Source organism: Saccharopolyspora sp. MMCC62 (assembly GCF_057736575.1).
The window spans coordinates 377,597-403,582 of sequence record NZ_JBYKCM010000002.1 but is presented as its reverse complement, the minus strand read 5'-3'; the positions used below and the strand labels follow the sequence as shown (position 1 = coordinate 403,582).

24 protein-coding genes and 1 pseudogene are annotated in these 25,986 nt (G+C 74.6%); 16 read left to right on the top strand and 9 right to left on the bottom strand.

From position 1 onward, the window contains the following. Positions 1-2 precede the first annotated feature (2 nt). Together AC29IT_RS06075 and AC29IT_RS06070 are read left to right on the top strand one after the other, a co-directional pair. Complete coding sequence (locus AC29IT_RS06075; protein WP_358437502.1) at positions 3-1,151, top strand: LLM class flavin-dependent oxidoreductase; 1,149 nt, start codon at positions 3-5, stop codon at positions 1,149-1,151. 111 nt (positions 1,152-1,262) lie between these two features. Then, the gene (locus tag AC29IT_RS06070) at positions 1,263-1,733 is read left to right on the top strand and encodes a hypothetical protein (protein ID WP_488218094.1); all 471 of its coding nucleotides are present in this window, start codon (positions 1,263-1,265) and stop codon (positions 1,731-1,733) included. 10 nt (positions 1,734-1,743) lie between these two features. On the opposite strand, the gene AC29IT_RS06065 is transcribed toward AC29IT_RS06070, so the two are convergent. Further along, positions 1,744-2,844 (bottom strand): glycerophosphodiester phosphodiesterase, encoded by a 1,101-nt coding sequence (locus tag AC29IT_RS06065; RefSeq protein WP_488218093.1) that lies wholly within the window; start codon positions 2,842-2,844, stop codon positions 1,744-1,746. A 289-nt stretch (positions 2,845-3,133) separates the two neighbouring features. Between AC29IT_RS06065 and purD the strand changes: the two genes are divergently transcribed. The 6 genes and pseudogenes from purD (at position 3,134) to AC29IT_RS06035 (ending at position 8,065) form a co-directional block, all read left to right on the top strand. Continuing rightward, positions 3,134-4,393 carry a phosphoribosylamine--glycine ligase gene (gene purD, locus AC29IT_RS06060; protein WP_488218092.1) on the top strand — a complete coding sequence of 420 codons (1,260 nt, stop codon included), beginning with the start codon at positions 3,134-3,136 and terminating at the stop codon, positions 4,391-4,393. Between the two features lie 203 nt (positions 4,394-4,596). Continuing rightward, positions 4,597-4,899: a hypothetical protein gene (locus AC29IT_RS06055; protein WP_358437513.1), complete on the top strand. Its 303-nt coding sequence runs from the start codon at positions 4,597-4,599 to the stop codon at positions 4,897-4,899. 25 nt (positions 4,900-4,924) lie between these two features. Further along, a complete protein-coding gene (locus tag AC29IT_RS06050; protein ID WP_488218091.1) occupies positions 4,925-6,190 on the top strand; it encodes a transglycosylase SLT domain-containing protein in 1,266 nt (421 codons plus the stop codon). A gap of 28 nt (positions 6,191-6,218) precedes the next feature. Then, positions 6,219-7,385: a pyridoxal phosphate-dependent aminotransferase gene (locus tag AC29IT_RS06045; RefSeq protein WP_488218090.1), complete on the top strand. Its 1,167-nt coding sequence runs from the start codon at positions 6,219-6,221 to the stop codon at positions 7,383-7,385. 138 nt (positions 7,386-7,523) lie between these two features. Then, a pseudogene (locus AC29IT_RS06040) lies at positions 7,524-7,763 on the top strand (hypothetical protein); the annotation flags it as partial. A 116-nt stretch (positions 7,764-7,879) separates the two neighbouring features. Then, positions 7,880-8,065: a hypothetical protein gene (locus tag AC29IT_RS06035; RefSeq protein ID WP_358437521.1), complete on the top strand. Its 186-nt coding sequence runs from the start codon at positions 7,880-7,882 to the stop codon at positions 8,063-8,065. 25 nt (positions 8,066-8,090) lie between these two features. Here the strand turns inward: AC29IT_RS06035 and AC29IT_RS06030 are convergent, their stop codons facing one another. Together AC29IT_RS06030 and AC29IT_RS06025 are read right to left on the bottom strand one after the other, a co-directional pair. Continuing rightward, positions 8,091-9,422, bottom strand: a complete 1,332-nt coding sequence (locus AC29IT_RS06030) for an MFS transporter (RefSeq protein WP_358437524.1) — start codon at positions 9,420-9,422, stop codon at positions 8,091-8,093. A 133-nt stretch (positions 9,423-9,555) separates the two neighbouring features. After that, a complete protein-coding gene (locus tag AC29IT_RS06025; protein ID WP_488218089.1) occupies positions 9,556-10,221 on the bottom strand; it encodes a TetR/AcrR family transcriptional regulator in 666 nt (221 codons plus the stop codon). Positions 10,222-10,416: 195 nt separating this feature from the next. Between AC29IT_RS06025 and AC29IT_RS06020 the strand changes: the two genes are divergently transcribed. Beyond that, the gene (locus tag AC29IT_RS06020; RefSeq protein WP_488218088.1) at positions 10,417-11,343 is read left to right on the top strand and encodes a shikimate dehydrogenase; all 927 of its coding nucleotides are present in this window, start codon (positions 10,417-10,419) and stop codon (positions 11,341-11,343) included. Beyond that, entirely contained in the window at positions 11,324-13,246 is a 1,923-nt protein-coding gene (locus tag AC29IT_RS06015) for a bifunctional sugar phosphate isomerase/epimerase/4-hydroxyphenylpyruvate dioxygenase family protein (protein WP_488218087.1), read from the top strand. Before AC29IT_RS06020 ends, AC29IT_RS06015 begins: the two co-directional genes overlap by 20 nt. 9 nt (positions 13,247-13,255) lie before the next feature. Here the strand turns inward: AC29IT_RS06015 and AC29IT_RS06010 are convergent, their stop codons facing one another. Next, positions 13,256-14,311 (bottom strand): threonine aldolase family protein, encoded by a 1,056-nt coding sequence (locus AC29IT_RS06010; RefSeq protein ID WP_358443884.1) that lies wholly within the window; start codon positions 14,309-14,311, stop codon positions 13,256-13,258. Positions 14,312-14,588: 277 nt separating this feature from the next. Between AC29IT_RS06010 and AC29IT_RS06005 the strand changes: the two genes are divergently transcribed. Continuing rightward, positions 14,589-15,104, top strand: coding sequence for a SigE family RNA polymerase sigma factor (locus AC29IT_RS06005; protein ID WP_358443881.1), 516 nt, complete (start codon positions 14,589-14,591; stop codon positions 15,102-15,104). Between the two features lie 13 nt (positions 15,105-15,117). Beyond that, on the top strand, positions 15,118-15,783 hold the full coding sequence (locus AC29IT_RS06000; RefSeq protein ID WP_488218086.1) for a hypothetical protein: 666 nt from the start codon (positions 15,118-15,120) through the stop codon (positions 15,781-15,783). Positions 15,784-15,840: 57 nt separating this feature from the next. Here the strand turns inward: AC29IT_RS06000 and AC29IT_RS05995 are convergent, their stop codons facing one another. The 4 genes from AC29IT_RS05995 to AC29IT_RS05980 all read right to left on the bottom strand — a co-directional run bounded on the left by AC29IT_RS05995 (position 15,841) and on the right by AC29IT_RS05980 (position 20,676). Beyond that, a complete protein-coding gene (locus AC29IT_RS05995) occupies positions 15,841-16,422 on the bottom strand; it encodes a TetR/AcrR family transcriptional regulator (protein ID WP_358443875.1) in 582 nt (193 codons plus the stop codon). A gap of 18 nt (positions 16,423-16,440) precedes the next feature. Then, positions 16,441-16,761, bottom strand: coding sequence for a DMT family transporter (locus AC29IT_RS05990; protein ID WP_358443873.1), 321 nt, complete (start codon positions 16,759-16,761; stop codon positions 16,441-16,443). Between the two features lie 346 nt (positions 16,762-17,107). Then, positions 17,108-19,096 (bottom strand): ABC transporter ATP-binding protein, encoded by a 1,989-nt coding sequence (locus AC29IT_RS05985; protein ID WP_488218085.1) that lies wholly within the window; start codon positions 19,094-19,096, stop codon positions 17,108-17,110. After that, on the bottom strand, positions 19,093-20,676 hold the full coding sequence (locus AC29IT_RS05980; protein WP_488218084.1) for an ABC transporter transmembrane domain-containing protein: 1,584 nt from the start codon (positions 20,674-20,676) through the stop codon (positions 19,093-19,095). Before AC29IT_RS05980 ends, AC29IT_RS05985 begins: the two co-directional genes overlap by 4 nt. A 104-nt stretch (positions 20,677-20,780) precedes the next feature. Between AC29IT_RS05980 and purB the strand changes: the two genes are divergently transcribed. The 4 genes from purB (at position 20,781) to AC29IT_RS05960 (ending at position 24,871) form a co-directional block, all read left to right on the top strand. Next, positions 20,781-22,211, top strand: a complete 1,431-nt coding sequence (gene purB, locus AC29IT_RS05975; protein WP_488218083.1) for an adenylosuccinate lyase — start codon at positions 20,781-20,783, stop codon at positions 22,209-22,211. A gap of 116 nt (positions 22,212-22,327) precedes the next feature. After that, positions 22,328-23,215, top strand: a complete 888-nt coding sequence (locus AC29IT_RS05970) for a phosphoribosylaminoimidazolesuccinocarboxamide synthase (protein WP_358443861.1) — start codon at positions 22,328-22,330, stop codon at positions 23,213-23,215. A 289-nt stretch (positions 23,216-23,504) separates the two neighbouring features. Then, positions 23,505-24,299: a DUF2334 domain-containing protein gene (locus AC29IT_RS05965; protein WP_358443855.1), complete on the top strand. Its 795-nt coding sequence runs from the start codon at positions 23,505-23,507 to the stop codon at positions 24,297-24,299. Positions 24,300-24,439: 140 nt separating this feature from the next. Further along, positions 24,440-24,871 carry an ATPase gene (locus tag AC29IT_RS05960; protein WP_488218082.1) on the top strand — a complete coding sequence of 144 codons (432 nt, stop codon included), beginning with the start codon at positions 24,440-24,442 and terminating at the stop codon, positions 24,869-24,871. Between the two features lie 19 nt (positions 24,872-24,890). Here the strand turns inward: AC29IT_RS05960 and AC29IT_RS05955 are convergent, their stop codons facing one another. Then, the gene (locus tag AC29IT_RS05955) at positions 24,891-25,526 is read right to left on the bottom strand and encodes an MBL fold metallo-hydrolase (RefSeq protein ID WP_488218081.1); all 636 of its coding nucleotides are present in this window, start codon (positions 25,524-25,526) and stop codon (positions 24,891-24,893) included. Positions 25,527-25,986 lie beyond the last annotated feature (460 nt).

Here is a 25,986-nt window from a genome sequence, read left to right as displayed (position 1 = left end):
GCATGAGCATCACCCTGCACTGGTTCCTGCCCACCCACGGCGACGGACGGTCCATCGTGGACAGACCGCACGTCACGGCGGCCGCCGCGAACACGCCCCGCGAACCGGACATCGACTACCTGGCGCAGGTCGCGCAGGCCGTCGAGCACCTCGGGTTCACCGGCATGCTCACCCCCACCGGCAGCTGGTGCCAGGACGCGTGGGTGACCACCGCGGCGCTGCTCGGGCGCACCAAGCGGATCAAGTTCCTCGTCGCGTTCCGGCCCGGCTCGCTCACCCCGACGCTGGCCGCGCAGCTGGCCGCCACCTACCAGCAGGTCTCCGGCGGCAGGCTGCTGCTCAACATCGTCACCGGCGGCGAGTCGACCGAGCAGCGCCGGTACGGCGACTGGCTGGACCACGACCGCCGCTACGAGCGCACCGACGAGTTCCTCGCCGCGCTGCGCGCCATCTGGTCGGGGGAACCGGCCGACTTCGACGGCGAGCACTACCGGCTGCGCGGCGCCACCGCCCACGCGGTGCCGGACCCGGTGCCGCCGCTGTACTTCGGCGGCTCGTCCCCGGCGGCGCTGCCCGTCGCCGCCCGCCGCGCCGACGTGCACCTGACCTGGGGCGAACCGCCCGCGCAGGTCGGCGAGCGGATCGCCCGGCTGCGGGAGCTGGCCGCCGCGGAGGGCCGCACCCTGCGGTTCGGGCTGCGCGCGCACACCATCACCCGGGACACCTCCGCCGAGGCGTGGGCGACCGCGCAGCGCTTCCTGGACCAGATGGACCCGGCGGACGTGGCCGCCTCGCAGGCGAAGTTCGCCGCCACCGAATCCACCGCGCAGCGGCGGATGGCCGAGCTGCACGGCGGGGTGCTGCACGAGGACGCGCGGAAGCTCGAAGTGCACCCGGGCCTGTGGTCCGGCGTCGGGTTGCTGCGCGGCGGGGCGGGCACCGCGCTCGTCGGCAGCCACGAGGAGGTCGCCGACCTGATGTCCGAGTACCACGACGTCGGCGTGGAGGAGTTCGTGTTCTCCGGGTACCCGCACCTGGAGGAGGCGTACCGGTTCGGCGAAGGCGTGCGCCCGATCCTCGCCCGCCGCGGCCTCCTCGCCGGGTCCGAGTCCGCCGCGACCCCCGCGCCCCGCCCGGTCGCCGCCTCCTGAGCCCGGTCCGGGACCACCCCGAGCCGCGATCCGGGACGAACCCGATCCCCGCGCCCCGCCGCGCCGCTTACGTTCGACCCGCAGCCGGGGGACGACGTGGGGAGACGGGCCGTGGAACCGAAGGACGCAGCACCGGCGGCGGTGCGCCGCTCGATCATCGCCTGGACCTGCGCCGTGGCGGCGGGGGTCGCCGAGACGGTGCTGCACGTCGGGCGGCTCGTCGCGGAGGGGGCGCCCGCCGAGGGGCTCGCCGGGCAGCTGGTGCTGCGTGGCGCCGTCTACGCCGCGGTGCTGGTCCTCGTGCTGCGGCTGCGGCGCGGCGGGAACGGGGTGCGGATCGCGGTGGCGGTGCTCGTCGGCGGCCTCGGCACCGCGAGCATGGTCGGCCCGCCGATCGCGGAGGTGCTGGGCGGACTCCCGGTCGAGCAGGCCTTCCTGACCGGTACCGGGCCGTGGGCGTGGACGTTCGCCGCGTTGCGCGCCGCGCACCTGGTCGCGGTGTGCGCGGGACTGGTGCTCCTGTTCGTGCCCGCGTCGAACGCGCACTTCCGGGCGGTCGGGGCCGCCCCGCGGCGGCCCTGACCGGACCGGCTCAGCCGCGGGCCTCCACCGCGATGTCCGGGAAGTCGCTGAAGACCCCGTCGATCCCCTGGGCGAACAGCGCGTCGAAGTAGCCGAGCACGTCGCCGAACTCGGACGGCACCGCGGAGGAGCGGAAGTCCGCGGGCAGGAAGTCGTTCTCCGCGCGCACCGTGTACGGCACGACCTGCAGGCCCGCCGCGTGCGCGTCCGCGGTCACCGAGGTCGGCCCGGTGAGGTGCCCCGACTCGTCGACCGGCAGCAGCACCTTCGTGTCCGGGCCGATCACGTCGGCGTACTCCGCGATGCCGCGCAGGCCCTCCGGCGTCACCAGGTCCGCGTAGGTGCGCGGGTCGCCCGATTCCACGAAGTCCTGCGGCGCGCCGCTGTCCGCGATCAGCTGCACCAGCCGCACCCGCAGCGAGCGGTCCAGCTCCCGCAGGTTGGCGACCTCGAAGGACTGCACCACGACCTTCGCGTCCGGCCGGTTCAGCCCGTTCTCGTCCAGCGCGCGCACCACGCGCGGCTCCAGCGGCAGGCCGATGCGCTGGAAGTAGGAGGGGTGCTTGGTCTCCGGGGCGACGCCGATCTCGCGGCCGAGCTCCGCCGACAACCGGCGGGAGAGGTCCACGACCTCCTGGAACGTCGGCACCTCGAAGCGGCCGTCGTAGATCGTGTTGTTCGGCCGCAGCTGCGGGATGCGTTCCTTCGCGCGCAGCGCCTTCAGCTCGGCGAGGGTGAAGTCCTCGGTGAACCAGCCGGTCAGCTCGGCGCCGTCGATGGTCTTCGTGGTCTTGCGGTCGGCGAACTCCGGGTGGTCGGCGACGTCCGTGGTGCCGCTGATCTCGTTCTCGTGCCGGGACACCAGCACCCCGTCCTTGGTGGGCACCAGGTCCGGCTCGATGAAGTCGGCGCCCATCCGCGCCGCCAGCTCGTAGGAGGCCAGCGTGTGCTCCGGGCGGTAGCCGGAGGCGCCCCGGTGCCCGAACACCTCGACGCGACCGGCCTCCGGAGCGGCGGTCGCGGTGGGCGCCGCGGCGGGCAGCTGGGCGATCGCGCTCAGCACGGCGGCGGTGGTCACGGCGAGCGCCGCCAGGCGCACCCGGATCGACATCTGTCCTCCAGCGAGTTCGTGGCGCGGGGAAGGGCCGCGCGCCCGGCCCGACCTTCGCGGTGGCGGGCGACCAACGGGACAAGAACATCCGACGACGGGGTGAAGGAACGGCGACACGCCTCCGCCCGCGCACTCCCGCGCCGGGCCCGGTTCGCGGCTGCCGCACCGGGAGGCCGGGAAACGTACCGCGAGATGATCTCCGCCGGTCACCGGCCGGTCATGTCCGGTTCACCACATCGCGCCGGGGGGCCGCCGTCGGCGGCGCGCGGGACGCTCTACGCTTCCGCTCGTGCGAATCCTGGTGATCGGGGCAGGCGGCCGTGAGCACGCGATCGTGCTGGCGCTGTCGAAGGACCCGTCGGTGACCGCCCTGGCCTGCGCTCCCGGCAACGCGGGCATCGCCGCGCTCGCCGAGCCCTACGCGGTGGACGTCGCCGATCCGGCGGCGGTGACCGAGCTCGCCACCGGCTGGAAGGCCGACCTGGTCGTGTTCGGCCCGGAGACCCCGCTGGTCGCCGGAGCCGCCGACGCCGTCCGCGCCGCGGGCATCCCCTGCTTCGGGCCGTCGAAGGGCGCCGCCCGCATCGAGGGCTCCAAGGCGTTCGCGAAGGACGTCATGATCTCGGCCGGGGTGCCCACCGCGCACAGCGAGACGGTGGACAACCCGGCGAAGCTGGACGCCGCGCTGGCCCGCTTCGGCCCCACCTGGGTGGTCAAGGACGACGGGCTCGCCGGCGGCAAGGGCGTGCTGGTCACCACCGACTTCGACGCGGCGCGCGCGCACGCGCTGACGCTGCTCGACGACGGGCACCCGGTGCTGCTGGAGTCCTTCTTGGACGGTCCGGAGGCCTCGCTGTTCTGCCTGGTCGACGGCACCACGGTGGTCCCGCTGCTGCCCGCGCAGGACTTCAAGCGCGTCGGCGACGACGACGCGGGCCCGAACACCGGCGGCATGGGCGCCTACGCGCCGCTGCCGTGGGCGCCGGAGGGCTTCACCGAGGACGTCGTGCGCACCGTGGTGCAACCGGTGGTGGACGAGCTCGCCGAACGCGGCACCCCGTTCTCCGGCCTGCTGTACGCGGGCCTGGCGCTGACCTCGTCGGGTCCGCAGGTCATCGAGTTCAACTGCCGGTTCGGCGACCCGGAGACGCAGGCCGTGCTGGCGCTGCTGCGCACCCCGTTGGCGGGGCTGCTGGACGCGGTCGCCCGCGGTGAGCTCGCCGCGGCCCCCGCCCTGGAGTGGGAGGACGGCGCCGCGGTGACCGTCGTCGTGGCCGCCGAGGGCTACCCGGGCCGGCCCCGGGTGGACGACGTGATCACCGGTGGCGACGCGATCGGCGTGCTGCACTCCGGGACCCGGCGCCGCGAGGACGGCGCGGTGCTGTCCGCGGGTGGCCGGGTGCTGTCCGTGGTCGCCACCGGCGCGGACCTCGACGCCGCTCGCGACGAGGTGTACCGCCGCGTCGCCGCGGTGCGCCTGCCCGGCTCGCACCACCGCGTGGACATCGCGCTGCGCGCCGCCCGCGGCGAGATCACCCCGCCCGCCTGACCGGACCGCCTGCGACGAACGACCGCGAACCGCGCGCGAGCCACGGCCGCGCGCGGTTCGCCGCGTCCGGGACCGTTCGACTGCTCTTCGGCGAAAACACCGCCGCGCGCCCCCGTCCGGGGTAATCATGAGATCGGGTGGAACGGTGCGCCGGTGTGGCGCGTCGACCCCGTCGGACATCCGGGCCGCAGCGAGGAGAGGTCGTGCCAGACGCCGGTTACAACATGGGGGCCTTGGAGGACTGCCGCTCCGCGCTGGAGGGCAAGGCGGGCCCGGTCGGCGCCATCGGCGACGGTTTCGAGGGCGGGCCCGCCGAGGCCGGCCTGTTCGGCGAGCTGGACGCCGCCGCCGGGCTCGCCGACGCGGTCACGAAGCTCGACGAGACCGCGAAGCAGCAGTTCGACGCCGCCGAGCAGCTGCTCCGCAGCGTCAGCGGCGCGCTCGACGCGGTCCGCACCAGCGTCGAGGACATCGAGCAGCACAACGAAGACTCGATGCGGGTCTGAGCCGCCTCGCGAGCTGGGGGACGAGATGGGCATTGCAGAGGAGATCGCCGGCAAGCCCGGTGGCGCGGCGCTCGCCGAGCAGGTGCGGAAGCTGGAGCGCAGCCGACCCGAGTCGATCACCGACATCGCGCGCCGCTGGCGCGACGCGGCGGGCACCACCGGGAACACCTCGGGGGACGTGACCAACGCCGTCACCGGCCTCGACGACGCGTGGCAGGGCGCCTCCGCGGACGCCTTCGTCGGCTACATGGGCCAGGTCCGCGGCGGGTTCGACCGGGCGAAGTCGGTGCTGGAGAGCTCGGCGGACGCGCTGGACCGGGCGGCCGAGGCCGTGCGCACCGCGAAGGACGCGCTCAACGGCATCGGCGAACGCGCCCTGGCCGACGCGAAGCAGGCCGAGGACACCTACCGCGAGGCGGAACGGGCGCACCCGGACGACCCGGCCGCCCTGGAACAGGCCCGCCGGGTGCGCGACGACGCGATCACCCGGGCGATGGACTCGCACGCCGCGGACGCCCGCGGCGAGGTCACCGCGGCGAACGAGGCGCTGCACGGCGCGCTGACCGAGCTCACCGGTGCGGCCGAGGGCATGGCGGACGTGTTCACGACGATCCCGAAAGCGGGCGAGCAGGGCTTCACGCCCGCGCCGGGACGGGAGACCCGGTGGGAGTTCCAGGAGCCCGCGGGCCCGGCGAGCACCGAGCAGGCGGGCGCGACCGGGCCGGGCGGGGATTCCCCGGGCGGGCCGGGCGGTCCCGGCGGATCGGGCGCGTCGAGCGGGTCCGGCGGTTCCGGGAGTTCCGGGAGTTCCGGCGGAGGTTCGGACGGGGCGAGCGGTTCCGGCGGCTCCAGCGGTTCCGGAGGTTCCGGCGGCTCGGGTGGTTCCGGTGACCTCGGCTCCAGCGGTGGCCCGCCCAGTGGTGGTCCACCGCCCGGGAACGTGGACCAGTGGATCCGGGAGGCCATCGAGATCCTGCGGGCCAACGGCATCCCGGTGACCGAAGCGGACATCGACAAGATCTGGACGATCATCCAGAAGGAGTCCGGCGGCGACCCGCACGCCATCAACGACTGGGACTCGAACGCCGCCAAGGGCACCCCGTCGAAGGGCCTGATGCAGTGCATCGACCCGACGTTCCAGGCGCACAAGCTCCCCGGTCACGACGACATCTACGACCCGGTGGACAACATCATCGCCGGGGTCCGCTACACCTTCGACCGCTACGGCGGTTTCGAAGGACACCCGGGCCTCAAGTCGATGGCCGGAGGCGGCGGCTACCAGGGCTACTGATCACCTGGTCGCGTGACAGGGTGTGGGCATGCTCGAGCCCAGCGCCCTGTCCGTCGCCCAGCGGGCGAACGTGCCGCCGTTCCAGGTCATGGAAGTGCTCTCCGCCGCCAACGCCCGCCAGCGGGTGCGCGGGGACGTGGTGTCGCTCGCCGCGGGCCAGCCGTCGAGCCCGGCGCCCGCCGCGGTCCGGGAGGCGGCGGCCGAGGCGGTGCGGCGGCATCCGATGGGCTACACCGAGCAGCTCGGCCTGCCGCAGCTGCGGGAGGCCATCGCCGGGCACGGCGCCCGCACCTACGGGCTGCCCGCCGATCCGGCGGAGGTGGTGGTGACGACCGGCGCGTCCGGCGCGTTCCTGCTGGCGTTCCTCAGCGCCTTCGACCCGGGTGACCGGGTGGCGCTGGCGCGGCCCGGCTACCCGGCCTACCGGAACATCCTGTCCGCGCTGGGCTGCGAGGTGGTGGAGCTGCCGTGCGACGCGAGCACCCGGTTCCAGCCGACGGTCGCGATGCTGGAGGAGCTGGACGAGCCGGTGCGCGGCCTGATCGTGGCGTCCCCGGCGAACCCGACGGGCACCGTGCTCGGCGCGGACGAGCTGGCGGAGCTGGCGTCCTGGTGCGACCGGCGGGGCGTGCAGCTGATCAGCGACGAGATCTACCACGGCATCGAGTACGGCGAGCGGCTGCGCTCGGCGCGCGAGTTCTCGGACGAGGCGATCGTGGTGAACTCGTTCTCGAAGCTGTGGTGCATGACGGGCTGGCGGCTCGGCTGGATGCTGGTGCCGCCGCGGCTGCGGCGCGCGGTGGACTCGCTGACCGGCAACTTCACCCTGTGCCCGCCCGCGATGTCGCAGCACGGCGCGGTCGCCGCGTTCGGCGCGGACGTGTACGCGGAGGTCGGCGAGCACGTCCGCCGGTACGAGACGAACCGGGAGCTGCTGCTGACCGGGCTCGCGGAACTCGGCATCCAGCGGGTCGCGCCCGCCGACGGCGCGTTCTACGCGTACGCCGACATCGGCGAGCTCACCGACGACTCCTCGGCCTGGTGCCACCGGTTGCTGGAGGAGACCGGCGTGGCGGTGGTGCCGGGCGCGGACTTCGACCCGGAGCTCGGCGGCCGGTTCGTGCGCCTGTCGTACGCGGGCGCGACCGAGGACATCGCGGAGGCCGTCGCCCGCCTCGCCACCTGGCTGCGCTGATCCGACCGGAGCGGGCGGCCCGCCCCGCCCGCACCCGATCCGCCGCCCGACCCGCGGTGCCGCCCGACCCGATCCGCTCAGCCCGCTGGTGCTGCTCGACCCGATCCGGTCGGCCCGCGCCGCGCGGCCGCCGCGGAGCGGGCGGCGCACTACGCCGACGACGTGGCCGCCGTCGTCCGCGCGCAGCGGGCCGGCGAGCTGCGCGACGACCTGGCCCCCGGTCACCTGCTCTACGTCGCCCGCGCGCTGGCGGCCTGGTGGCTGGCCGTCCCGTCGACGGTCGCGCTCGTGCTCGGCGGAGCGGACGCCGACGATTCCGCCGAGCGCCGCCGGGTGCTGGGCGCCGTGGTCCGCGACGCCACCCGGCCGCGCCGGTGACCTCTCCGGCCTCGGGGTGGTCCCGGAGTTCTCCCGGATTCCGCTGCTGGAGCGGGGTTGCGGCGCCCGCCGTTCTGGCAAGCTGGGGTGGAGTCCTGCTGAACGGGGTGGTCCTGATGGTGTGGAAGGTGATCGGCGGTCTGCTGCTGCTCTGGCTGGTGGTGGGCGTCGTGGGGGTCGTGCTGAAGGGGCTGTTCTGGCTGGCCGTGGTCGGTGGCGTGCTGTTCGTCGCGACCGCGCTGATCGGCTACGCGTCGGACCGGAAGAAGCTCGGCGAGACGAAGCGGCTCGGCTCCAGGTGAGCCGCGGGGCCGGGCCCCGCCGCGGTCAGCCGGCCGCGATCGGGTCCGGCGCCCGACCGTCGCGCCTGCCGAGCTCGTCGGTGGGCACGCGGTGCGTTTCCCGCGCGGTGAGCACCGCGACGATGTTGCAGGCGCAGAGCGCGGCGATGAACGCGGAGACCGCGAACCAGCCGTCCCGCCCGGGCCCGATGGCTTCGGCGATGCTGGGCGAGAACCCGGCGACGGCGAACCCGATCTGGGTGCCGACGGCCATCCCGGACAGCCGCACCTTCGGCGGGAACATCTCCGCGTAGAACGCGGGCCACACCCCGTTCGGGGCGCTGTAGGCGATGCCGAACAGCAGGATGCCGGTCAGGAAGATCAGCGAGTACCGGCCGGTGGAGATCGACCACAGGTACCCGAACATGAGCACCGCGCAGGCCGCGGTCCCGCCGATGAACACGGGCCGCCGCCCGATCCGGTCGGACAGCAGCGCGCACAGCGGGATCGCCGCCAGCGCGACCACGTTCGCCAGCACTCCCACCCACAGCATCGGGGTGCGGTCCAGCCCGACGGTGTTCACCGCGTAGCTGAGGGCGTGCACGGTGAAGATGGTGCTCACGGCGGCGACGGTGGACGCCACCACCACGCGCAGCACGTCGGCCCAGTGCTCGCGGAACAGCGCGGCGATCGGCGGCTCGCGGTCGTCCTTGGCGGATTCCCGCTGGAACACGGGGGTTTCATCGAGGGTGCGCCGGATGACGAGGGCGACGATGACGACGATCCCGCTGAGCCAGAACGGCACCCGCCAGCCCCAGGCGAGCAGCTGTTCCTGCGGCATCGCGGCGATCGGCAGGAAGACGGCGGTGGCGAGGATCTGCCCGGCCTGGGTGCCGCTGAGGGTGAAGCTGGTGAAGTAGCCGCGGCGGTGCTCCGGCGCGTGCTCGAGGGTCATGGAGCTGGCGCCGGACTGCTCCCCGGCGGCCGAGAAGCCCTGCAGCAGCCGCAGCGCGACCAGCGTGATCGGTGCGGCGACGCCGATCTGCTCGTAGGTGGGCAGGCAGCCGACGCCGACCGTGGCCAACCCCATCAGCAGCACCGTGAGCACCAGCACCCGCTTGCGCCCGAACCGGTCGCCGACGTGGCCGAGCACGAACGCGCCGACGGGCCGCGCCAGGTAGCCGACGCCGAACGAGGCCAGCGCGAGCAGCGTGCCGGTGGCGGGCGAGGACGCCGGGAAGAAGATCTTGTTGAACACCAGCGCCGCGGCGGTGCCGTAGATGAAGAAGTCGTAGTACTCCAGCGCGCTGCCGATCCACGCCGCCCACGCGGCTTTGCGGTGTTCGCCCGGCGTCGCGGGCGTGCGGGTCTCGGTCACCGAGTAGCTCCTGACGGTCCTGGCTCCGTTGCGCGGAACAGCGAGAAGCGGTGATGTACCACCTGGTTAGTCCGTAACTGTGCGGTGGCGGCACACCGGTGTCAAGGTCCGATCAGGACTCGGCTCGACCCGCCTAGGGGGCTGCGGTCAGGTAGCTGACCACCAGGTCGCCGACCATTCGGCGGTAGTGCTCGCGGCGGTCGGCGGCCAGCATGTCCCGGCCGAAGATCGCCTGGAAGGTGTGCCGGTTGGCGGTGCGGAACACGCAGAACGAGCTGATCGCCAGGTGCACGTCCAGCGCGTCGACGTCGGCCCGGAACAGCCCCGCTCCGCGGCCGCGCTCCAGGATTCCGGTGAGCACCTCCAGCGCGGGCGTGCCCAGGCCGGGCAGCTCCGCGGACTTCGCCAGGTGCCTGCCGTGGTCGATGTTCTCGATGGAGACCAGCCGGATGAACGCCGGGTGCGATTCGTGGTGGTCGAAGGTGGATTCGGCGACCCGCCGGATCGCGGCCACCGGGTCGAGGTCGGCGACGTCCAGGCCCTGCTCCACGCCGCGGATCGCGGCGTAGGCGCGCTCCAGGGCGGCGATGTAGAGCTGCTCCTTGCCGCCGAAGTAGTAGTAGATCATCCGCTTGGTGGTGCTGGTGCGGGCGGCGATCTCGTCGACCCGCGCTCCGGCGTAGCCCTTGTCGGCGAACTCGGCGAGCGCCACGTCGAGCAGTTCCGCGCGGGTGCGCTCGGCGTCGCGCTGGCGCGGTTCGTCCGCCTGCCGGTCACCGGCGGGGGGCGGTGGTGCCACCACGGGGGCTCCCTCGTCTCGTGGGTGCCGGCCGGGGTTCCGGCTGGTCGGCGGCCGGTCCGGCCCGGTCGATCAGCTCCCAGCCTAATCCGGCCGGTCCCGGTCCGGTCCGAGGTCCTCGGCGGCCGTCCGCGGTCGCGGTCCTTGGCCGCGGTCCACTGCCGGGCTACTGTGTACTAGCTGGTTCGTTCATTGTTGCGCGGGCTGCGGCCCGCGGCACCGGGGGAGGCCGCCATCAGCGACGTCGGGTACCTCACCGGGTTGGTCGGCGCGGGCATCGGCCCGTCGCTCAGCCCGGCGCTGCACGAACGCGAAGCCGCCGAGCTCGGGCTGCGCTGCCTCTACCGGCGGCTCGACCTGGACCGGATCGGGCCGCCCGCCACCGCCGTCGGCGACGTGCTGCGCGCCGCCCGGCTCACCGGGTTCACCGGGCTCAACATCACCCACCCGGCGAAGCAGCTGGTCCTGGAGCACCTCGACGAGCTGTCCCCGGACGCCGCCGCGCTCGGTGCGGTGAACACCGTCGTGTTCACCCCGAAGGGCGCCATCGGGCACAACACCGACTGGTCCGGGTTCGCCCGCAGCTTCGGCCGCGGGCTGCCGGACGTGCCGGTGGACCGGGTCGTGCTGCTCGGCGCGGGCGGGGCGGGCGCCGCCGTCGCGCACGGGCTGCTCACCCTCGGCACCGGCGAGCTGCACGTGCTCGACCTGGACGCGGGGCGGGCCGCGGAGCTCGCCGCCGCGCTGCGCCGCCGGTTCGGCCCCGACCGCGCGACCTCCGGCGACTTCGACCCGGCCGCCGCGCTCACCGGCGCCGACGGCCTGGTGCACGCCACGCCCGTCGGGATGGCCGCACACCCCGGGCTGCCGGTGCCCGCCGACGCGCTGCACCCCGGGCTGTGGGTCGCCGACGTGGTGTACCGGCCGCTGCACACCGAACTCGTCCGCACCGCCCGCGACCGCGGCTGCCGCGTCCTCGACGGCGGCGGCATGGCGGTGTTCCAGGCCGCCGACGCGTTCCGCCTGTTCACCGGGCGGGAACCCGACGCGGAACGGATGCTGCGCCACTTCGAGACGCTCGTGACCGAACCCGGAGGCCCCCGTGTGCACGCCGCCCGCTGAACGCGCCCGCTCCATCGCCACGGTCTGCCTGTCCGGCTCGCTGGAGGACAAGCTCACCGCCGCGGCCGCCGCGGGCTTCGACGGGGTGGAGATCTTCGAGAACGACCTGATCGCCTCCGCCGCCACCCCGGAGCGGATCCGCGCGCAGTGCGCGGACCTCGGCCTGGGCATCGACCTCTACCAGCCGTTCCGCGACTTCGAAGCGGTCCCGCGGGACGTGCTGCGCGCCAACCTGCGCCGCGCCGAGCACAAGTTCGACCTGATGGCGCGGCTCGGCGCGGACACCGCGCTGGTGTGCTCCTCGGTGTCCGCGGAGGCCGTGGACGACGACGACCTGGCCGCCGAGCAGCTGCACGAACTCGCCGAGCTCGCGGCCGGGCGCGGCATCCGGATCTGCTACGAGGCGCTGGCCTGGGGCCGGTTCGTGCACACCTACGAGCGGGCGTGGCGGATCGTGCGCCGCGCCGACCACCCGGCGCTGGGCGTGTGCCTGGACAGCTTCCACATCCTGTCCCGGGGCAGCGACCTCACCACCATCCGCACCATCCCCGCCGAGAAGCTGTTCTTCCTGCAGCTCGCCGACGCGCCGCGGATGAACATGGACCTGTTGCAGTGGAGCAGGCACCACCGGCTGTTCCCCGGCCAGGGCGAGTTCGACCTCGCCGGCTTCCTCGGCACCGTGCTCGCCGCCGGGTACGCGGGGCCGCTGTCGCTGGAGGTGTTCAACGACGTGTTCCGGCAGGCCGATCCGGGCCCGGCCGCGGTGGACGCGATGCGCTCGCTGCTGGCGCTGGAGGAAGCGGCCGTCCCCGCCGGACCCGTCGTCGCCGGGCGCAGCCTGCCCGCACCGGCCGAGCTGGCCGGACCCGCGTTCGTCGAGCTCGGCGCCGACCCGGAGGCCGGCGAGCGGCTGGGCGCGACGCTGGCCGCGCTCGGCTTCCGCCGGGCCGGGCGGCACCGCTCCAAACCGGTGCGGCTGTGGGAGCAGGGCGCCGCGCGCATCCTGGTGAACACCGAACCGGACCGGCCGGAGCACCGCGGTGGCGGGGCGCTCGCCGCGCTCGGCGTGCACAGCGCCGATCCGCTCGCCGCGACCCGCCGCGCCGAAGGGCTGCTCGCACCGGTGCTGCCGCGCACCGCCCGGCCGGACGAGGCCGACCTGTCCTCGGTGGCCGCTCCGGACGGCACCGCGCTGTTCTTCTGCCGCACCGGCGCGGACCGGGACGCGGGCTGGCTCGGCGACTTCGCGCCCGAGAGCGACTTCGCGCCCGGGAGCGGCGAGGATCCAGGGAGCGGCGAGGCACCAGGGAGCGGCGAGCCGCCGGCCGCGGGCATCACCGGCATCGACCACGTCGCGATGACCCAGCCGTTCGACCACTTCGACGAGGCGATCCTGTTCTACCGCTCGGTGCTCGGCCTGGCCCCGGAGCCGCCGGTGGAGTTCGCCGCCCCGTTCGGGCTGGTCCGCAGCAGGCTGGTGCTGGACCCGGGCGGCACGGTGCGGCTGGCGCTGGACTCGGCGGTGCTGCGCCGCGGCTCCTGGGCGCCCGCCGTGCCGAATCCGCAGCACGTGGCGCTGAGCACCGACGACGTGTTCGCCGCGGCGCGGGCGGTGCGGGAGCTGGGCGCGCCGGTGGTGGCGATCCCGGACAACTACTACGACGACCTGGACGCCCGGCTGGAGCTCGACGCGGGGCTCGCGGCGCGGCTGCGGGAGCATTCGGTGCTCTACGACCGGGATGCGCGCGGCGAGTACCTGCACTTCTCGGTGGCGGTCCCGGGATCGCGGGTGTTCTTCGAGGTGGTGCAGCGGGTCGGCGGCTACCGCGGCCGCGGCGAGCTCAACGCACCGGTGCGGATGGCCGCGCACCGCAGGCGCCGCCTGGCGAGCTCCGGCGCCTGATCCCGGTGCTCAGCCGGCCTGCGGGATGCCCGCGGGCCGGTCGGCCTTGCTGCTGCGCGAGATGCGCCGCAGCACCTCCTTGATGTCCCGCTCGCCCACGTCCCGGTGCGTCACGAACCGCACGTTCCCGTCCATCGGCACCGCGAGCACCCCGATCTCCCGCAACCAGTCCAGGGTGAGCCGCACGTCCGGCACCGCGGCCAGCACGATGTTGGTCTGCGGGTCCGTGATGTCCCAGCCGAGCTCGGTGAGCCCGTCGGCGAGCAGCGTCGCGTGCCGGTGGTCCTTCTCCAGCGCCGCGACCCGGTCCAGCGCGACGAGCCCGGCCGCCGCGAGCACCCCGCCCTGCCGGACGCCGCCGCCGAGCATCTTGCGCACCCGCCGCGCTTCGGCGACGAAGTCGCTGGTGCCCGCCACCACCGAGCCGACGGGCGCGCCGAGCCCCTTGCTCAGGCAGGCCTGCACCGTGTCGACCCCGACGGTCAGCGCGGCGGGCGGCAGCCCGAGCGCGGTGGCGGCGTTCCAGATCCGCGCCCCGTCCAGGTGCACGTGCAGCCCGCGGTCGCGGGCGGCGGCGGCGAGCTGGGCGTGCTCGTGCGGCGGGATGACCGCGCCGCCCGCCGCGTTGTGCGTGTTCTCCAGGCACAGCAGCGTGGTGTGCAGCGCGTCGTAGTGCCGGTCGCCGCTTGCGTGCGCACGTACCGCGTCGGCGGTGGGGCGCCCCGGACCGGCGTCCCACTCCAGCGGTTCCGGCATGCCTCCGGCGAGCCACGCGGCGGAACCCAGTTCGTGGTGCAGCACGTGCGCGCCCCGCGGCGCGAGGAACCGGTCGCCGCGGCGCAGGTGCACCGACAGCGCGATCAGGTTGCCCATCGTGCCGCTGGGCACCCACAGCGCGGCGGCGGTGCCGAGCAGCTGGGCGGCCCGTTCCTCCAGCGCGCGCATCGTGGGGTCGTGGTCGAGCACGTCGTCGCCGACTTCGGCTTCGGCCATCGCCGCGGCCATCCGCTTGTCGGGGCGCGTGACCGTGTCGGAACGGAGGTCGATGGAGGCCGTTTTGGTCACGAACCGATCACACCACATCGGCGGGGGGTGGAGGCAACTGGTCGGGGGATACCGGTTGCCCCGCCCGCGGCCGTGCCGCCGCGCATCCGGGTGGTCGCCGAGCGTGCTCGCACTGCTGACCTGCGCGGCCCCGGACACCACCGGTGGCGGCTCGGCCACGTGGTCCGGCTTCACTACAGTTCTGCACGCGCGTCGTTCGTTTTTCGCGGCGGCGTGCAACCACAGGTGCCGGGCGCACCGTCCCAGCAGTGCAAGCACGGACGAGCGGAGAGTCCGCGTGGACCAGCGCGAGGAGCAGGAGTTCGCGGAGTATTTCGCGGCTCGGCGGGAGGCGGTTCGTCGGATGGCGTACATGATGTGCGGCGATTGGCACCGCGCGGACGACCTGGCCCAGACCGCGTTCATCTCCTTGCACCGGCATTGGCGCAAGGTGCGGGACAAGGGCGCGCTGGACGCGTACGTCCGCCGCACGCTCAGCCGTGCGGTGATCGACGAGTCGCGGCGTCCGTGGCGCCGGGAGAAGTTCACCGACGTGCTCCCGGACCGGCCCGCGGGCGGTTCGGTCGAAGACGGCATCGCGACCAGGCAGACACTGGTCGCCGGTCTGCGCGAGGTTCCGCCGAAGCAGCGGGCCGTGCTGGTGCTGCGATTCCTGGAGGGGCTCGACGTCGCCGGGGTCGCCGAGGTGATGAAGTGCAGCGAAGGCACCGTGAAGAGCCAGTCGGCCCGTGGGCTGGAGGCGCTGCGGGAGGCCTTGGGCGGCCAACTCGACGATCTTCGCTCGACGTCGTGAGGAGGTGCGGCAAGTGAACGAGACCGAGCTGGAACAGCTTTTCCGGAACGCGGCCCGCGACGCTCCCGATGCGTCGTTCGACGAGCAGGACGTGCTGCGCGGGTCCCGCCGGGTGACGGCGCGCCGCCGCACCGCGCTCGCCGGTGGCTCGCTGGTCGCGGCGGCCGTGCTGGTCGGCGGGATCGGTGCGGGGACCGGGTTCTTCGGCAGCCCGGGCGAACCGGTGGCGCAGGCCCCGGCAGCGCCGACGCAGGCGCCGATGGCGCTACCGCAGGAACCCGCCACGCCGCGATCCGGCCCGATCACCCTGGGCGATCCGAAGGCGGGTGCCGCGTGCGGTACCCCGGATTCGGCGTTGGCCGCGGCGCTGACCGAGCAGCTCCCGGAGGCGCGGAGCACGCAGCCGACGAGCGCCGACGGCTCCTGCCCGATCGGGTCGCGGACCGCCGCGGTCCCGGTCCGGGAGGGCGCGGTGTCCGGGAAGGTGGCGTTGCTGCTGAGCCCGTCCGGCGCGCGGCCCGCCGCCGCGGAAGGCCGTGCCCCGCACACCGAGGTGGTGGAGGTGCCGACGCGCAGCGGCCGCACGCTGACGGTGCTCAGCGAGCCGATGGGTGCGCCGACGGCTCCCTTCGCCGATCGCCTGGACGGCATCGCGGCGGACCTGGCGCCCCGCTTCTGACCGCTCGCGCGGGACCCTCCCGCCGGCTCGTGGCGGGAGCGGGCACCGCGCGGGACGTCAGCCGAGCCTGCGGCGGAGGGTCCGGCGGGCCGCGCTGCGCGGATCGGGTCCGCTCTCGATGAGGGCGTTCACCACGGTCCCGTCGACGAGGGCGATGAGCTCGTCCAGCTGTTCGCGGTCGACGGGCATGCCGCTGCGGGCGAGGATCTCGTCGAGCAGGTCCTTCAGCTCGCCGGTCAGCTCCCGCATCAGCGGTGCCAGGTAGGGCCGCCGCGGTGAGCCGACGAGCCGCTCGTAGCGCAGCAGCACCGGTTCGGTCCCGCCGTCCCGCGAATCGACGCCGAGCAGCAGGTCGAGCAGGAGCTCCACGACGTCCTCGACGGTGCGCCGCTCGTCGGCGAGCTCGTCGAGCCGGGCGCGGCCCGCGGCGATCTCGGTGCGGCCTTCGTGCTCCACGGCCGCGGCGACGAGGTCGTCCAACGAGGTGAAGTAGTAGGTGGTGGACGCGAGCGGCAGCCCCGCGCGGTCCGCCACGGCTCGGTGCCGCACCGCTTCGAGCCCGCCTTCGGCGAGCAGTGCCACCGCCGCCTCGACGAGTGCGTGGCGGCGGCGTTCGCCCTTGGGGGTGGCCGCTGTCATGACGCCCGATCCTAGGAGTCAGTGCGATCCGGCGAGGTTGAGCCCGATCACCCCGGCGACGATGAGCACCAGCGACACGATCTTGAGCACGGACACGGCGTCGCCGAGCCACAGCATGCCGATCACCGCGGTGAGCGCGGCGCCGATGCCGGTCCACACCGCGTAGGCGGGCCCGGCGGGCAGCGTGCGCATCGCCCAGGCGAGGCCGCTGAAGCTGACGGCGGCCAGCACCAGGAACGACACGCTGGGCCACAGCTTGCTGAAGCCGTCGGAGAGCTTCAGCGAGATCGCCCAGCCCGCCTCGAGCACGCCGGAGATCATCAGCACGATCCAAGCCATCACTACCTCCCGATTCCTGCACGACCGTACCAGAAATTCGGGAGTACGAGGTCCGGCGGTTCCCGCGCGAGGAGGTGCCCACCGAGACCTGGCCCGGCAGCATCGGGTGCTCCGGCGCGGTTCCCACGGGGGCGCGCACCGCCGTCCGTGATCACGCGCGGCGCGTCCGCTCCCCGCCGGGCGGTGCAGTCCCCGAGTCGCCGACCGCGCCCGCAGACCCCAGCGGGTTCTCCGCGGTTCGCCGCGCGGACCGCGATCTGCCCCACCGGCGCGAACGAATTCCGCAGTGGGCTGCCGAGGTTGCCACCCGCCCGACCCCGCGGCGGGGAGCCCGAGAGACGGGCGGTCAGCTCTCGCCCGCGGCGGCGCGGTGCAGCGCGGCGTAGGAACCGCCCGCGGCGAGCAGCTCGCGGTGCGCGCCGAGCTCCACGATCCGCCCGCCGTCCACCACCGCCACCCGGTCCGCGGTGCGCGCGGTGTGCAGCCGGTGCGCGATGGCGATGACGGTGCGCCCGGCCAGCAACCGGGACAGCGAGCGCTCCAGCTCCCGCGAACCGTCCCCGTCCAGCAGCGAGGTCGCCTCGTCGAGCACCAGGGTGTGCGGGTCGGCGAGCACCACCCGGGCCAGCGCGAGCTGCTGCGCGACCGCGGCGGGCACCGCTGCGCCGCCGGAGCCGACCACCGCGTCCAGCCCGCCCGGCAGCCGCGCGGCCCACTCGGCGGCGCCGACCACGGCCAGCGCGTCGTGGAGTTCGCGGTCGGTCCACTCCCGCGCTTCGGGCAGCGACAGGTTGTCCCGCAGGCTCGCGGTGAACACGTGCTGCTCCTGGGTGAGCAGCAGGACCTCCCGGCGGACGCGGGCGGGCGGCAGCGCGGTGATCTCCACGTCGCCGAAGGCGACCGAACCGGAGTCGGGTGCGCTGACGCCCGCGATGAGCCGCCCCAGCGTGGACTTGCCCGCCCCGGACGGACCGACCACGACGAGCCGCTCCCCGGCGGGAACGCGCAGGTCGACGCCGTGCAGGACCTCGCGGCCCGCGCGGTAGGAGAACCGGACGTCGCGCAGCACCAGGTCGTGCGCGCCGGGACCGGCCGGCTCGGGCGTGCCGCGGTCGGCCGCGGGGCGGCGCTCGGTGCGCTCGGGTCCGGTGTCGCCGGGTGCGGTGTCGCCGAGCGCGGCGTCCCTGATCGCAGCGCGATCGGATTCAGCGCGATCGGGTTCGGCGCGTTCCGGCTCTGGGCGTTCGGGCGCAGCGTGATCGAGTTCTGGGCGATCGGGCTCAGCGCGGCGGGGCTCCGGGCGATGGGGCTCGGAACGCTCGTGCTCAGAACGCTCGGGCTCCGGTCGATCGGACTCCCCCGCCCCGCTCCCCGGCACCCCGAGGATCCGCCGCAGCGCCGCGTCCCCCAGCTGGAGTTCCTCCAGCCACGAGAACAGCTCGGCCAGCGGTTCGGCCAGCGCCGCCGCGTACAGCACCACCGTCGTCACCGTGCCCAGCTCCGCCAGCCCCGCGTGGTAGCTCCAGCCGCCGATGAGCAGGATCGCCGCGAGCGGCAGCACGTAGGACAGCTCCAGCGCGGGCAGGAACACCGACAGCAGCCCGCGGTGCCGCTGCTCGTCGGCGACGGCCTGCGCGAGCACCCGGTCGTTGTGCTCGCGGCGCCGCGCGGCGAGCCGCAGCGAGTCGATGGTGCGCGCGCCCCGCACGGTCTCGTGGATGCCGGACTGCACCCCGGCCCAGTCCGCGAGCAGCCTGGTCAGCGTCCGCCGGGCGCGCGGGAAGTACCAGCGGCTCACCGCCACCAGCAGCGGGACCGCCACCAGCAGGCCGCAGGCGAGCAGCGGTGCGGTGGCGACCATCGCGGCCGCGGTGAACACGAGCGCCAGCGCCGCCCCGGTCAGCTCGGGTGCCGCGTCGCGGACGGTGGAGTCGAGCCGGTCCACGTCGGAGGTGGCGCGGCTGAGCAGGTCCCCGGTGCCCGCTTCCTCCACGGTGCTCAGCGGCAGCCGCAGGGCGCGGCCCACCACCCGCTCCCTGGCCTCGGCGAGGACGGCTTCGCCGAACACGGCGGCGCGCAGCCGGGCCGCGCGGGCCAGCAGCGCGTGCACCACCAGCACCGCGAGGAACCCGGCCGCCAGCAGGTCGACCTGCCGCACCGGTGCTCCGGCGACCACCGCGTCGACCAGGTGGCCCAGCAGCTGCGGGCCGATCAGGCCGACCGCGGTGGACAGCGCGAACAGCAGCACGAGCAGCGCGAACCGCTTCCGGTGGGCGGTGGCGGTGCGCCGCAGCCACCGCAGCACCTCGGTCCGCTCGGCCAGGGGCAGCGTCATGCGCGGTCCTCCGTCACGTGCACCACCCGGTCGGCGACCGCGTGCCACAGCGGGCTCTGCGTGAGCACGATCGTGGTGCGTCCTTTCCGCAGGTCGCGGACGCGGCGCACGATGCGCGCCTCGGTGTGCGCGTCCACCGCGGAGGTCGGTTCGTCCAGCACCAGCACGTCGGCGTCGCTGCACAGCGCCCGTGCCAGCAGCAGCCGCTGGCGCTGGCCGCCGGAGAGCGCGCGGCCCTGCTCGGTGAGCTCGCCGTCCGCGGGCAGCGCGGCGAGCACGTCCGCGGCGTCGGCGGCGTGCAGCGCGGCCTCCACCGGCACCGGCGAGCCCAGGTCGATCCCGGCGCGGACCGGCCCGGCGAACAGCAGGTCCTGGTTGTGCGCGAGCACGATCCGCTCCCGCAGCTCGGCGACCGCGACCTCCGCGAGCGGCACGCCTCCGGCCAGCACCGGCCCGTCGTCGACGTGCCGGGCGAGGCGTTCGGCGAGCGCTTCGCCGTGCCCGGCGGCGTCGACGGCGGTGAGCTCGCCCGCGTCGGCGCGGGCCCCGGTGCGCTCGTCGGCGAGCGCGAGCGGCCCGGCGGGCAGCGTCCGCGGCACGTCCGGGTCGGCGGGTTCCGGTCGCAGCCGCAGCAGCGCGCAGGCGCGGTCGGCGGCCACGACGGCCGAGGCGAAGGTGCTCGCGGCCTCGGTCGCGGTGCGCACCGGGATGACCAGGAAGCTGGACACCCCGTAGAACGCGACGAGCTCACCGGCGCTGATCGTCCCGGCCAGCGCCATCCGCGCGCCCAGCCAGGTGACCAGCACCGTCACCAGCCCGGGCAGCAGCACTTCCGCCCCGGCCAGCCACGCGGTGATCCGCCCGGCGGCGACCCCGGAGTCCTGGACGCGGCGGTTGGCCGCGACGAACCGGTCGTGGAACCGGGACTCGCCGCCGATGCCGCGCAGCACGCGCAGCCCGGACACGATGTCCGCGGCGAGCGTGTTCAGCCCGGTCAGGTTCTCCCGCTGCGCCTCCTCGCGGCGCCGCAGCGGGCCCAGCAGCGGCCCGATGCCCAGCGTCGCCAGCGGTACCCCGACCAGCGCCACCGCCGCCATCAGCGGCGAGATCGTCAGCAGCGCGCCCGCGGCGGCGAGGAACGCGACGACCGCCCCGCTGAGCCGGGCGGACACCTCGAACGCCTGCCCCACCTGGTAGATGTCGGCGGAGCCTGCGGACACCACCTCGCCGGTGCGGACGCGCCTGGTGAGCGCGCCGCCGAGGCCCGCCACGTGGTGCAGCACGACCTTCTCGGCGGAGCTCGCGCCGTGCAGCCACAGGGTGTGCGAGGTCCAGCTCAGCGCCGCCGCGCCCAACGCCTGCACGATCCCGAGCACCAGCACCACCAGCACCCACCGCAGCAGCGCCGACCCGTCCCGGGCGGCCACGCCCGCGTCCAGCGCGCGCCCGATGACCAGCGGCAGCACCGCGGTCGGCAGCAGCCACAGCGAACCGGTGACGGGTGCCGCGGCCACCAGCGCGGGACGGTCGCGCAGCAGCGACCACAGCAGGCGCAGCGGGCCGCGCGGATCAGGAGTCATGACGAGCCGAACCTAGCTCGCGACGGCTCGCCGCCTCGACCGAATTTCCGCGCCGCCCACTGCCCGGTCCTGGGGTCCGCGGCCGGGAAGTATCCTGGTCAGCCGTGACGGTCAAGCCCCACCTCCCGAACGTGCTCGCCCACCGCTACGCCTCGCCGGAGCTGGTCGAGCTGTGGTCCCCGCAGCACAAGATCGTGCTGGAACGGCAGCTGTGGCTGGCCGTGCTGCGCGCCCAGGCCGACCTCGGCGTCGACGTGCCCGCGGGCGCGGTCGCCGACTACGAGCGGGTCGTCGACCAGGTCGACCTGGACTCCATCGCCGAGCGCGAGCGCCAGACCCGGCACGACGTGAAGGCCCGCATCGAGGAGTTCAACGCCCTCGCCGGGCACGAGCACGTGCACAAGGGCATGACCTCCCGCGACCTCACCGAGAACGTGGAGCAGCTGCAGGTCCGCCGCAGCCTGGAGCACGTGCGCGACCGCGTGGTCGCCGTGCTGGCCCGGCTGGCGCGACTCGCCGCCGAGCACGGCGAGCTGGTGCTGGCGGGCCGGTCGCACAACGTGGCGGCGCAGGCCACCACCCTCGGCAAGCGCTTCGCGACGGCCGCCGACGAACTGCTCGTCGCGTTCGGCCGCGTCGAGGAGCTGCTGGCCCGCTACCCGCTGCGCGGCATCAAGGGTCCGGTCGGCACCTCGCAGGACATGCTGGACCTGCTCGGCGACGCCGGGAAGCTCGCCGACCTCGAAGGCCGCATCGCCGAGCACCTCGGGTTCGGGAAGGTGCTCACCAGCGTCGGCCAGGTCTACCCGCGGTCGCTCGACTTCGAGGTGCTCACCGCGCTGTCCCAGCTGGCCGCGGCGCCGTCCTCGGTGGCGAAGACGATCCGGCTGATGGCGGGCCACGAGCTGGTCACCGAGGGCTTCCAGCCCGGCCAGGTCGGCTCCAGCGCCATGCCGCACAAGATGAACACCCGTTCCTGCGAGCGCGTCAACGGCCTGTCCGTGCTGCTGCGCGGCTACGTGTCGATGGGCGGGGAGCTGGCCGGGGACCAGTGGAACGAGGGCGACGTGTCCTGCTCGGTGGTGCGCCGCATCGCGCTGCCGGACGCGTTCTTCGCGTTCGACGGGCTGCTGGAGACGTTCCTGACGGTGCTCGACGAGTTCGGCGCCTACCCGGCCGTGGTGGCCCGCGAGCTGGACCGCTACCTGCCGTTCCTGGCGACGACGAAGGTGCTGATGGCGGCGGTGCGCGCCGGCGTCGGCCGGGAGACCGCGCACGAGGCGATCAAGGAGAACGCGGTCGCCGTCGCGCTGGCCATGCGGGAGCAGGGCATCGAGCGCAACGACCTGCTGGACCGGCTCGCCGCCGACGAGCGGCTGCCGCTGGACAAGGCGGCGCTGGAGGACCTCCTCGCCGACCGGCTGTCCTTCACCGGCGCGGCATCCGCCCAGGTCGAGGCCATCGTCGCCGCGGTCGACGAGGTCGTCGCCCGCCACCCCGAAGCGGCCCGCTACACCCCGTCCCCCATCCTCTGATCCCCTCCAGGTGAATGGCCCACCCGACCATCCGCGCAAGGCGAATGGGCCATTCACCTGGGTTCTACCGAGGGTCGCCCGGTCGGGTGGTGACGGGCGTGGGGGAGAATCCCCGCGTGGTCGCACTCTCGGCATACCCGCTGATCGCCGCGGGCAAGGTTCGCCAGCTGCACGCCGTGGACGACGAGCACCTGCTGATGGTCGCGTCGGACCGGATCTCGGCCTACGACCACGTGCTCGACACCCCCATCCCGGACAAGGGCCGGGTGCTGACGGCGATGAGCGTGTTCTGGTTCGACCTGCTCGCCGAGCTGGTGCCGAACCACGTCGTCGCGCACGACGACCCGCGCATCCCCGCCGAGGTGCGCGGCCGCGCGCTGCTGGTGCGCAGGCTGGAGATGCTGCCGGTGGAGTGCGTGGCCCGCGGCTACCTCACCGGATCCGGGCTGATCGACTACCGGGCGACCGGCGCGGTGTGCGGCGTCGCGCTGCCGGCCGGGCTGACCGAGGCCTCCCGGCTGCCGGAACCGATCTTCACCCCGGCCACGAAGGCCGAGCTCGGCGCGCACGACGAGAACGTCAGCTTCGACGCCGTCGCCGCCGACGTGGGCCGGGAGCGCGCCGAGCAGCTCCGCGAGCTGACGCTGCGGGTGTACGCGCGGGCCGCCGAGCACGCGGAGAGCCGCGGCGTGATCCTCGCCGACACCAAGTTCGAGTTCGGCCTCGGCGCGGACGGCATCGTGCTGGGTGACGAGGTGCTCACCCCCGACTCCTCCCGGTTCTGGCCCGCCGACGGCTACGAGGCGGGCCGGGTGCAGCCGTCCTTCGACAAGCAGTACGTGCGGAACTGGCTGACCTCGCCGGAGTCCGGCTGGGACCGGGCCGCCGACGCGCCGCCGCCCTCGCTGCCGGACGAGGTGGTGGCCGCGACCCGCGACCGCTACGTGGAGGCGTACGAGCGCATCACCGGGCGCGACCTCGCGGACTGGCCGACCCCCGCCTGACCGTCCGGCGGCTCGTCCGGCTCGGTTGTTCGGCCGGCTCGACCCCTGGGTTGTTCGACCGGCTCGGCTGTTCGACCGGCTCGGCCGCGCGGCTGGCTCGACCGCGGGGTCGCTCGGTCGACCGCCGGGCTGCTGGACCGCCGGGTCTGCTGATCGCCCGGCGTCTCGGCGGCCTGATCACCGACCGCCCGGTCCCCGGCGCGCGCGGGCGCGGCGTTCGCCCGATCTGCGCCGTTCGGTCACCCGCCGGTCAGGGCCGGGACACCCGGGTGCGGCCCAATGGTCTGCCGTGGGCTTTCCGCTGGTCGTCTCCCTGTCGGGGCTCGGAGATCGGGCGCTGGAGCACTGCGCCTGGTTCGCCGCCGAGCTGGATCTGCGCCGCGTCCCGCTGACGCTGCTGGTCGCACCGCGACCGAACGGCTCCGCGCCGCCGCTGCCGGACCGGCCCGCGGTGAGCTGGGTGCGGGAGCGCCGCGGGCTCGGGGACGCGGTGGCGCTGCACGGCTTCGACCACGCCCCGCACGCGCAGCGGCTGCTGCCGCGGGTGGCGTCGTCCGGTCCGGCGGCCGTGGTCCGCGGCGCCGAGTTCGCCGCGCTCCCCGCGCACGAGGCCGGGTTGCGGCTGCGCGCCGCGGCCGCCGCGCTGGACCGGCTGGGACTGCGCGCCGAGCTGTTCGTGCCGCCGCGCTGGCTGTCCTCGCCGGGCACGGTGACGGCGCTGCGCGAGCGGGACTTCGCGGTGTGCGCGGATGCGCTGGGCGTGCACGAGCTGCGCACCGGACGGGTGCACCGCGCGCGGGTGCACGCGCTGGGCCCGGGCGCCCGCGTGGAGCACTGGTGGTGCCGGGCGCTGGTGCTGGGCGTGGGCCGGACGGCCCGCCGCGGCAGACCGGTGCGGCTCGCGGTGGACGCCGCCGACCTGGCGCGCTCCGGTTCGCGGCAGGCGGTGCTGGACGCGGTCGACCTGGCGCTGCACCACGGTGCCGAACCGGCGACCTACGCCGCGTTCGCGGGTGCCGCGGTTCCGCGGCAGCGCACCCCGCTGCCCACCGCGATGCGCAACCTCGACCCGCTCTCCAGCTGAGCGATCGCGGGTGACCGGCCCGCCCGCGCCGGTCGGCCGCGGTCAGGTGAAGGGGCTTTCACCTCGGGCTCAGGGTGGGCTCATCCGCGACCGCGAAGCTCGATCTCGTCCGGGAGAACGCGACGGAGAGGACGAGGAACATGCGGATCAGGAAGCCGAGCAGGGCGGTGCTGGCCACCGCGGCCATCGTGGGAGTGCTGGGGATCGGCGGCGCGGGCGTCGCGCTCGCGGGCGCGGGCGCGGGCACCGGCGCGGTGCCGGAGAACCCGGCCGCCGGAGCACCCGCCAGGTGGGACGACGACGGGCCGTGGGACGACGACCGCTGGGAACGGGACGACCGCGACGACCGCTTCGACGACGGGCCGTGGGACGACGCGGACGACCGGGCGGAGGCCGAGGCCGAGGCGCGGCTGCGGGCCGGAGCCCCGGCACCGCTGCCGCCGGGAGCGGTCGAGCGGCACGATGACCGGGACGACCGCTTCGACGATGACCGCTTCGACGACGACCGGTTCGACGACGACCGGTTCGACCGCGATGACCGCTTCGACGACGACCGCTTCGACGACGACTGACCGCCGCCGCGGCGACCTCCTACACGGCGGGCGCCGCCTCCCGCTCCAGCACGGCCACGTCGGTGCCCTGCGGCCCGAGCTGCTCGAACATCCGGTAGTGCATCGCGGGCGAGGCCAGCACGGCCTCGTGGATCGGCACCGCGACCCGCGGCGCGACGGCGCGCAGGAAGTCCACGGCCTCGGAGAGCTTCAGCCACGGCGCCCCGGTGGGCACGCCCAGCACGTCGATCCGCTGTTCGGGCACGTGGAACGAGTCGCCCGGGTGGTAGAAGGCGCCGTGGTCGACGACGAGGCCGACGTTGTCGATGACCGGGATGTCCGGGTGGATGACGGCGTGCTGCCCGCCGACGACGTGCACCGCCGCCCCGCCGAGCTCGAAGGCGTCGCCGGGCCGGGCCGCTTCGGCCTGGAAGCCCTGGCCCGCGACGATCTCCGCGGTGGAGGGGTCGGCGACGAGCCGCGCGCCGGGGTTGGCTTCGAGCAGCCCGGGCAGCCGGTCGGCGTCGAGGTGGTCGAAGTGCTGGTGGGTGATGAGCACCGCGTCGAGGTCGCGCAGCTCCTCGAACCCCGGGGAGAACGCGCCGGGGTCGATGAGCAGCCGCGCCTGCCCGGTGTCCACCAGCACGCATGCGTGTCCGAAGTGTGTGATCTTCATCGGCTCGCCCTCCCAGGACGCAACGGTTGTGCGCCCTCCAGCTTCGCAGAGCGCCGCGGGAGGTCGTTTTCGGCGCGGCCGGGCGTTCGGTCCGGTTCGCCCCGGGAGATCGCCGAAAACGGTGTTCGGCGATTCGATTTCTCATTCGGGTGAGACCGGTGCGATAGCGGTTAATGGGAATGTTCGGGGCTTCCCGCTGCGCCGCTGATCGGGGGGTGTGCGGCGCAGCGGGAAGCGTTCCGGGGATTCCGCTGGGGGGTGGCGGAATCCCCGCCGCCCCGCGTCGCGCGGAAGGGGGTTTCGCGCGCCTGCGGTGGCGGTTCCACCCGGCCTGTTCGGGATCTGCGGCCGGGGAGCTGGGGTTTCTCGACGTCGAGGGGGCGGTGTGGTGGTGCCGGGAACCTGTTTTCCGGTGTTCCCGGTAGTAAGACGTCGGAAGTCCCGTGAACGTTCCGTGAAA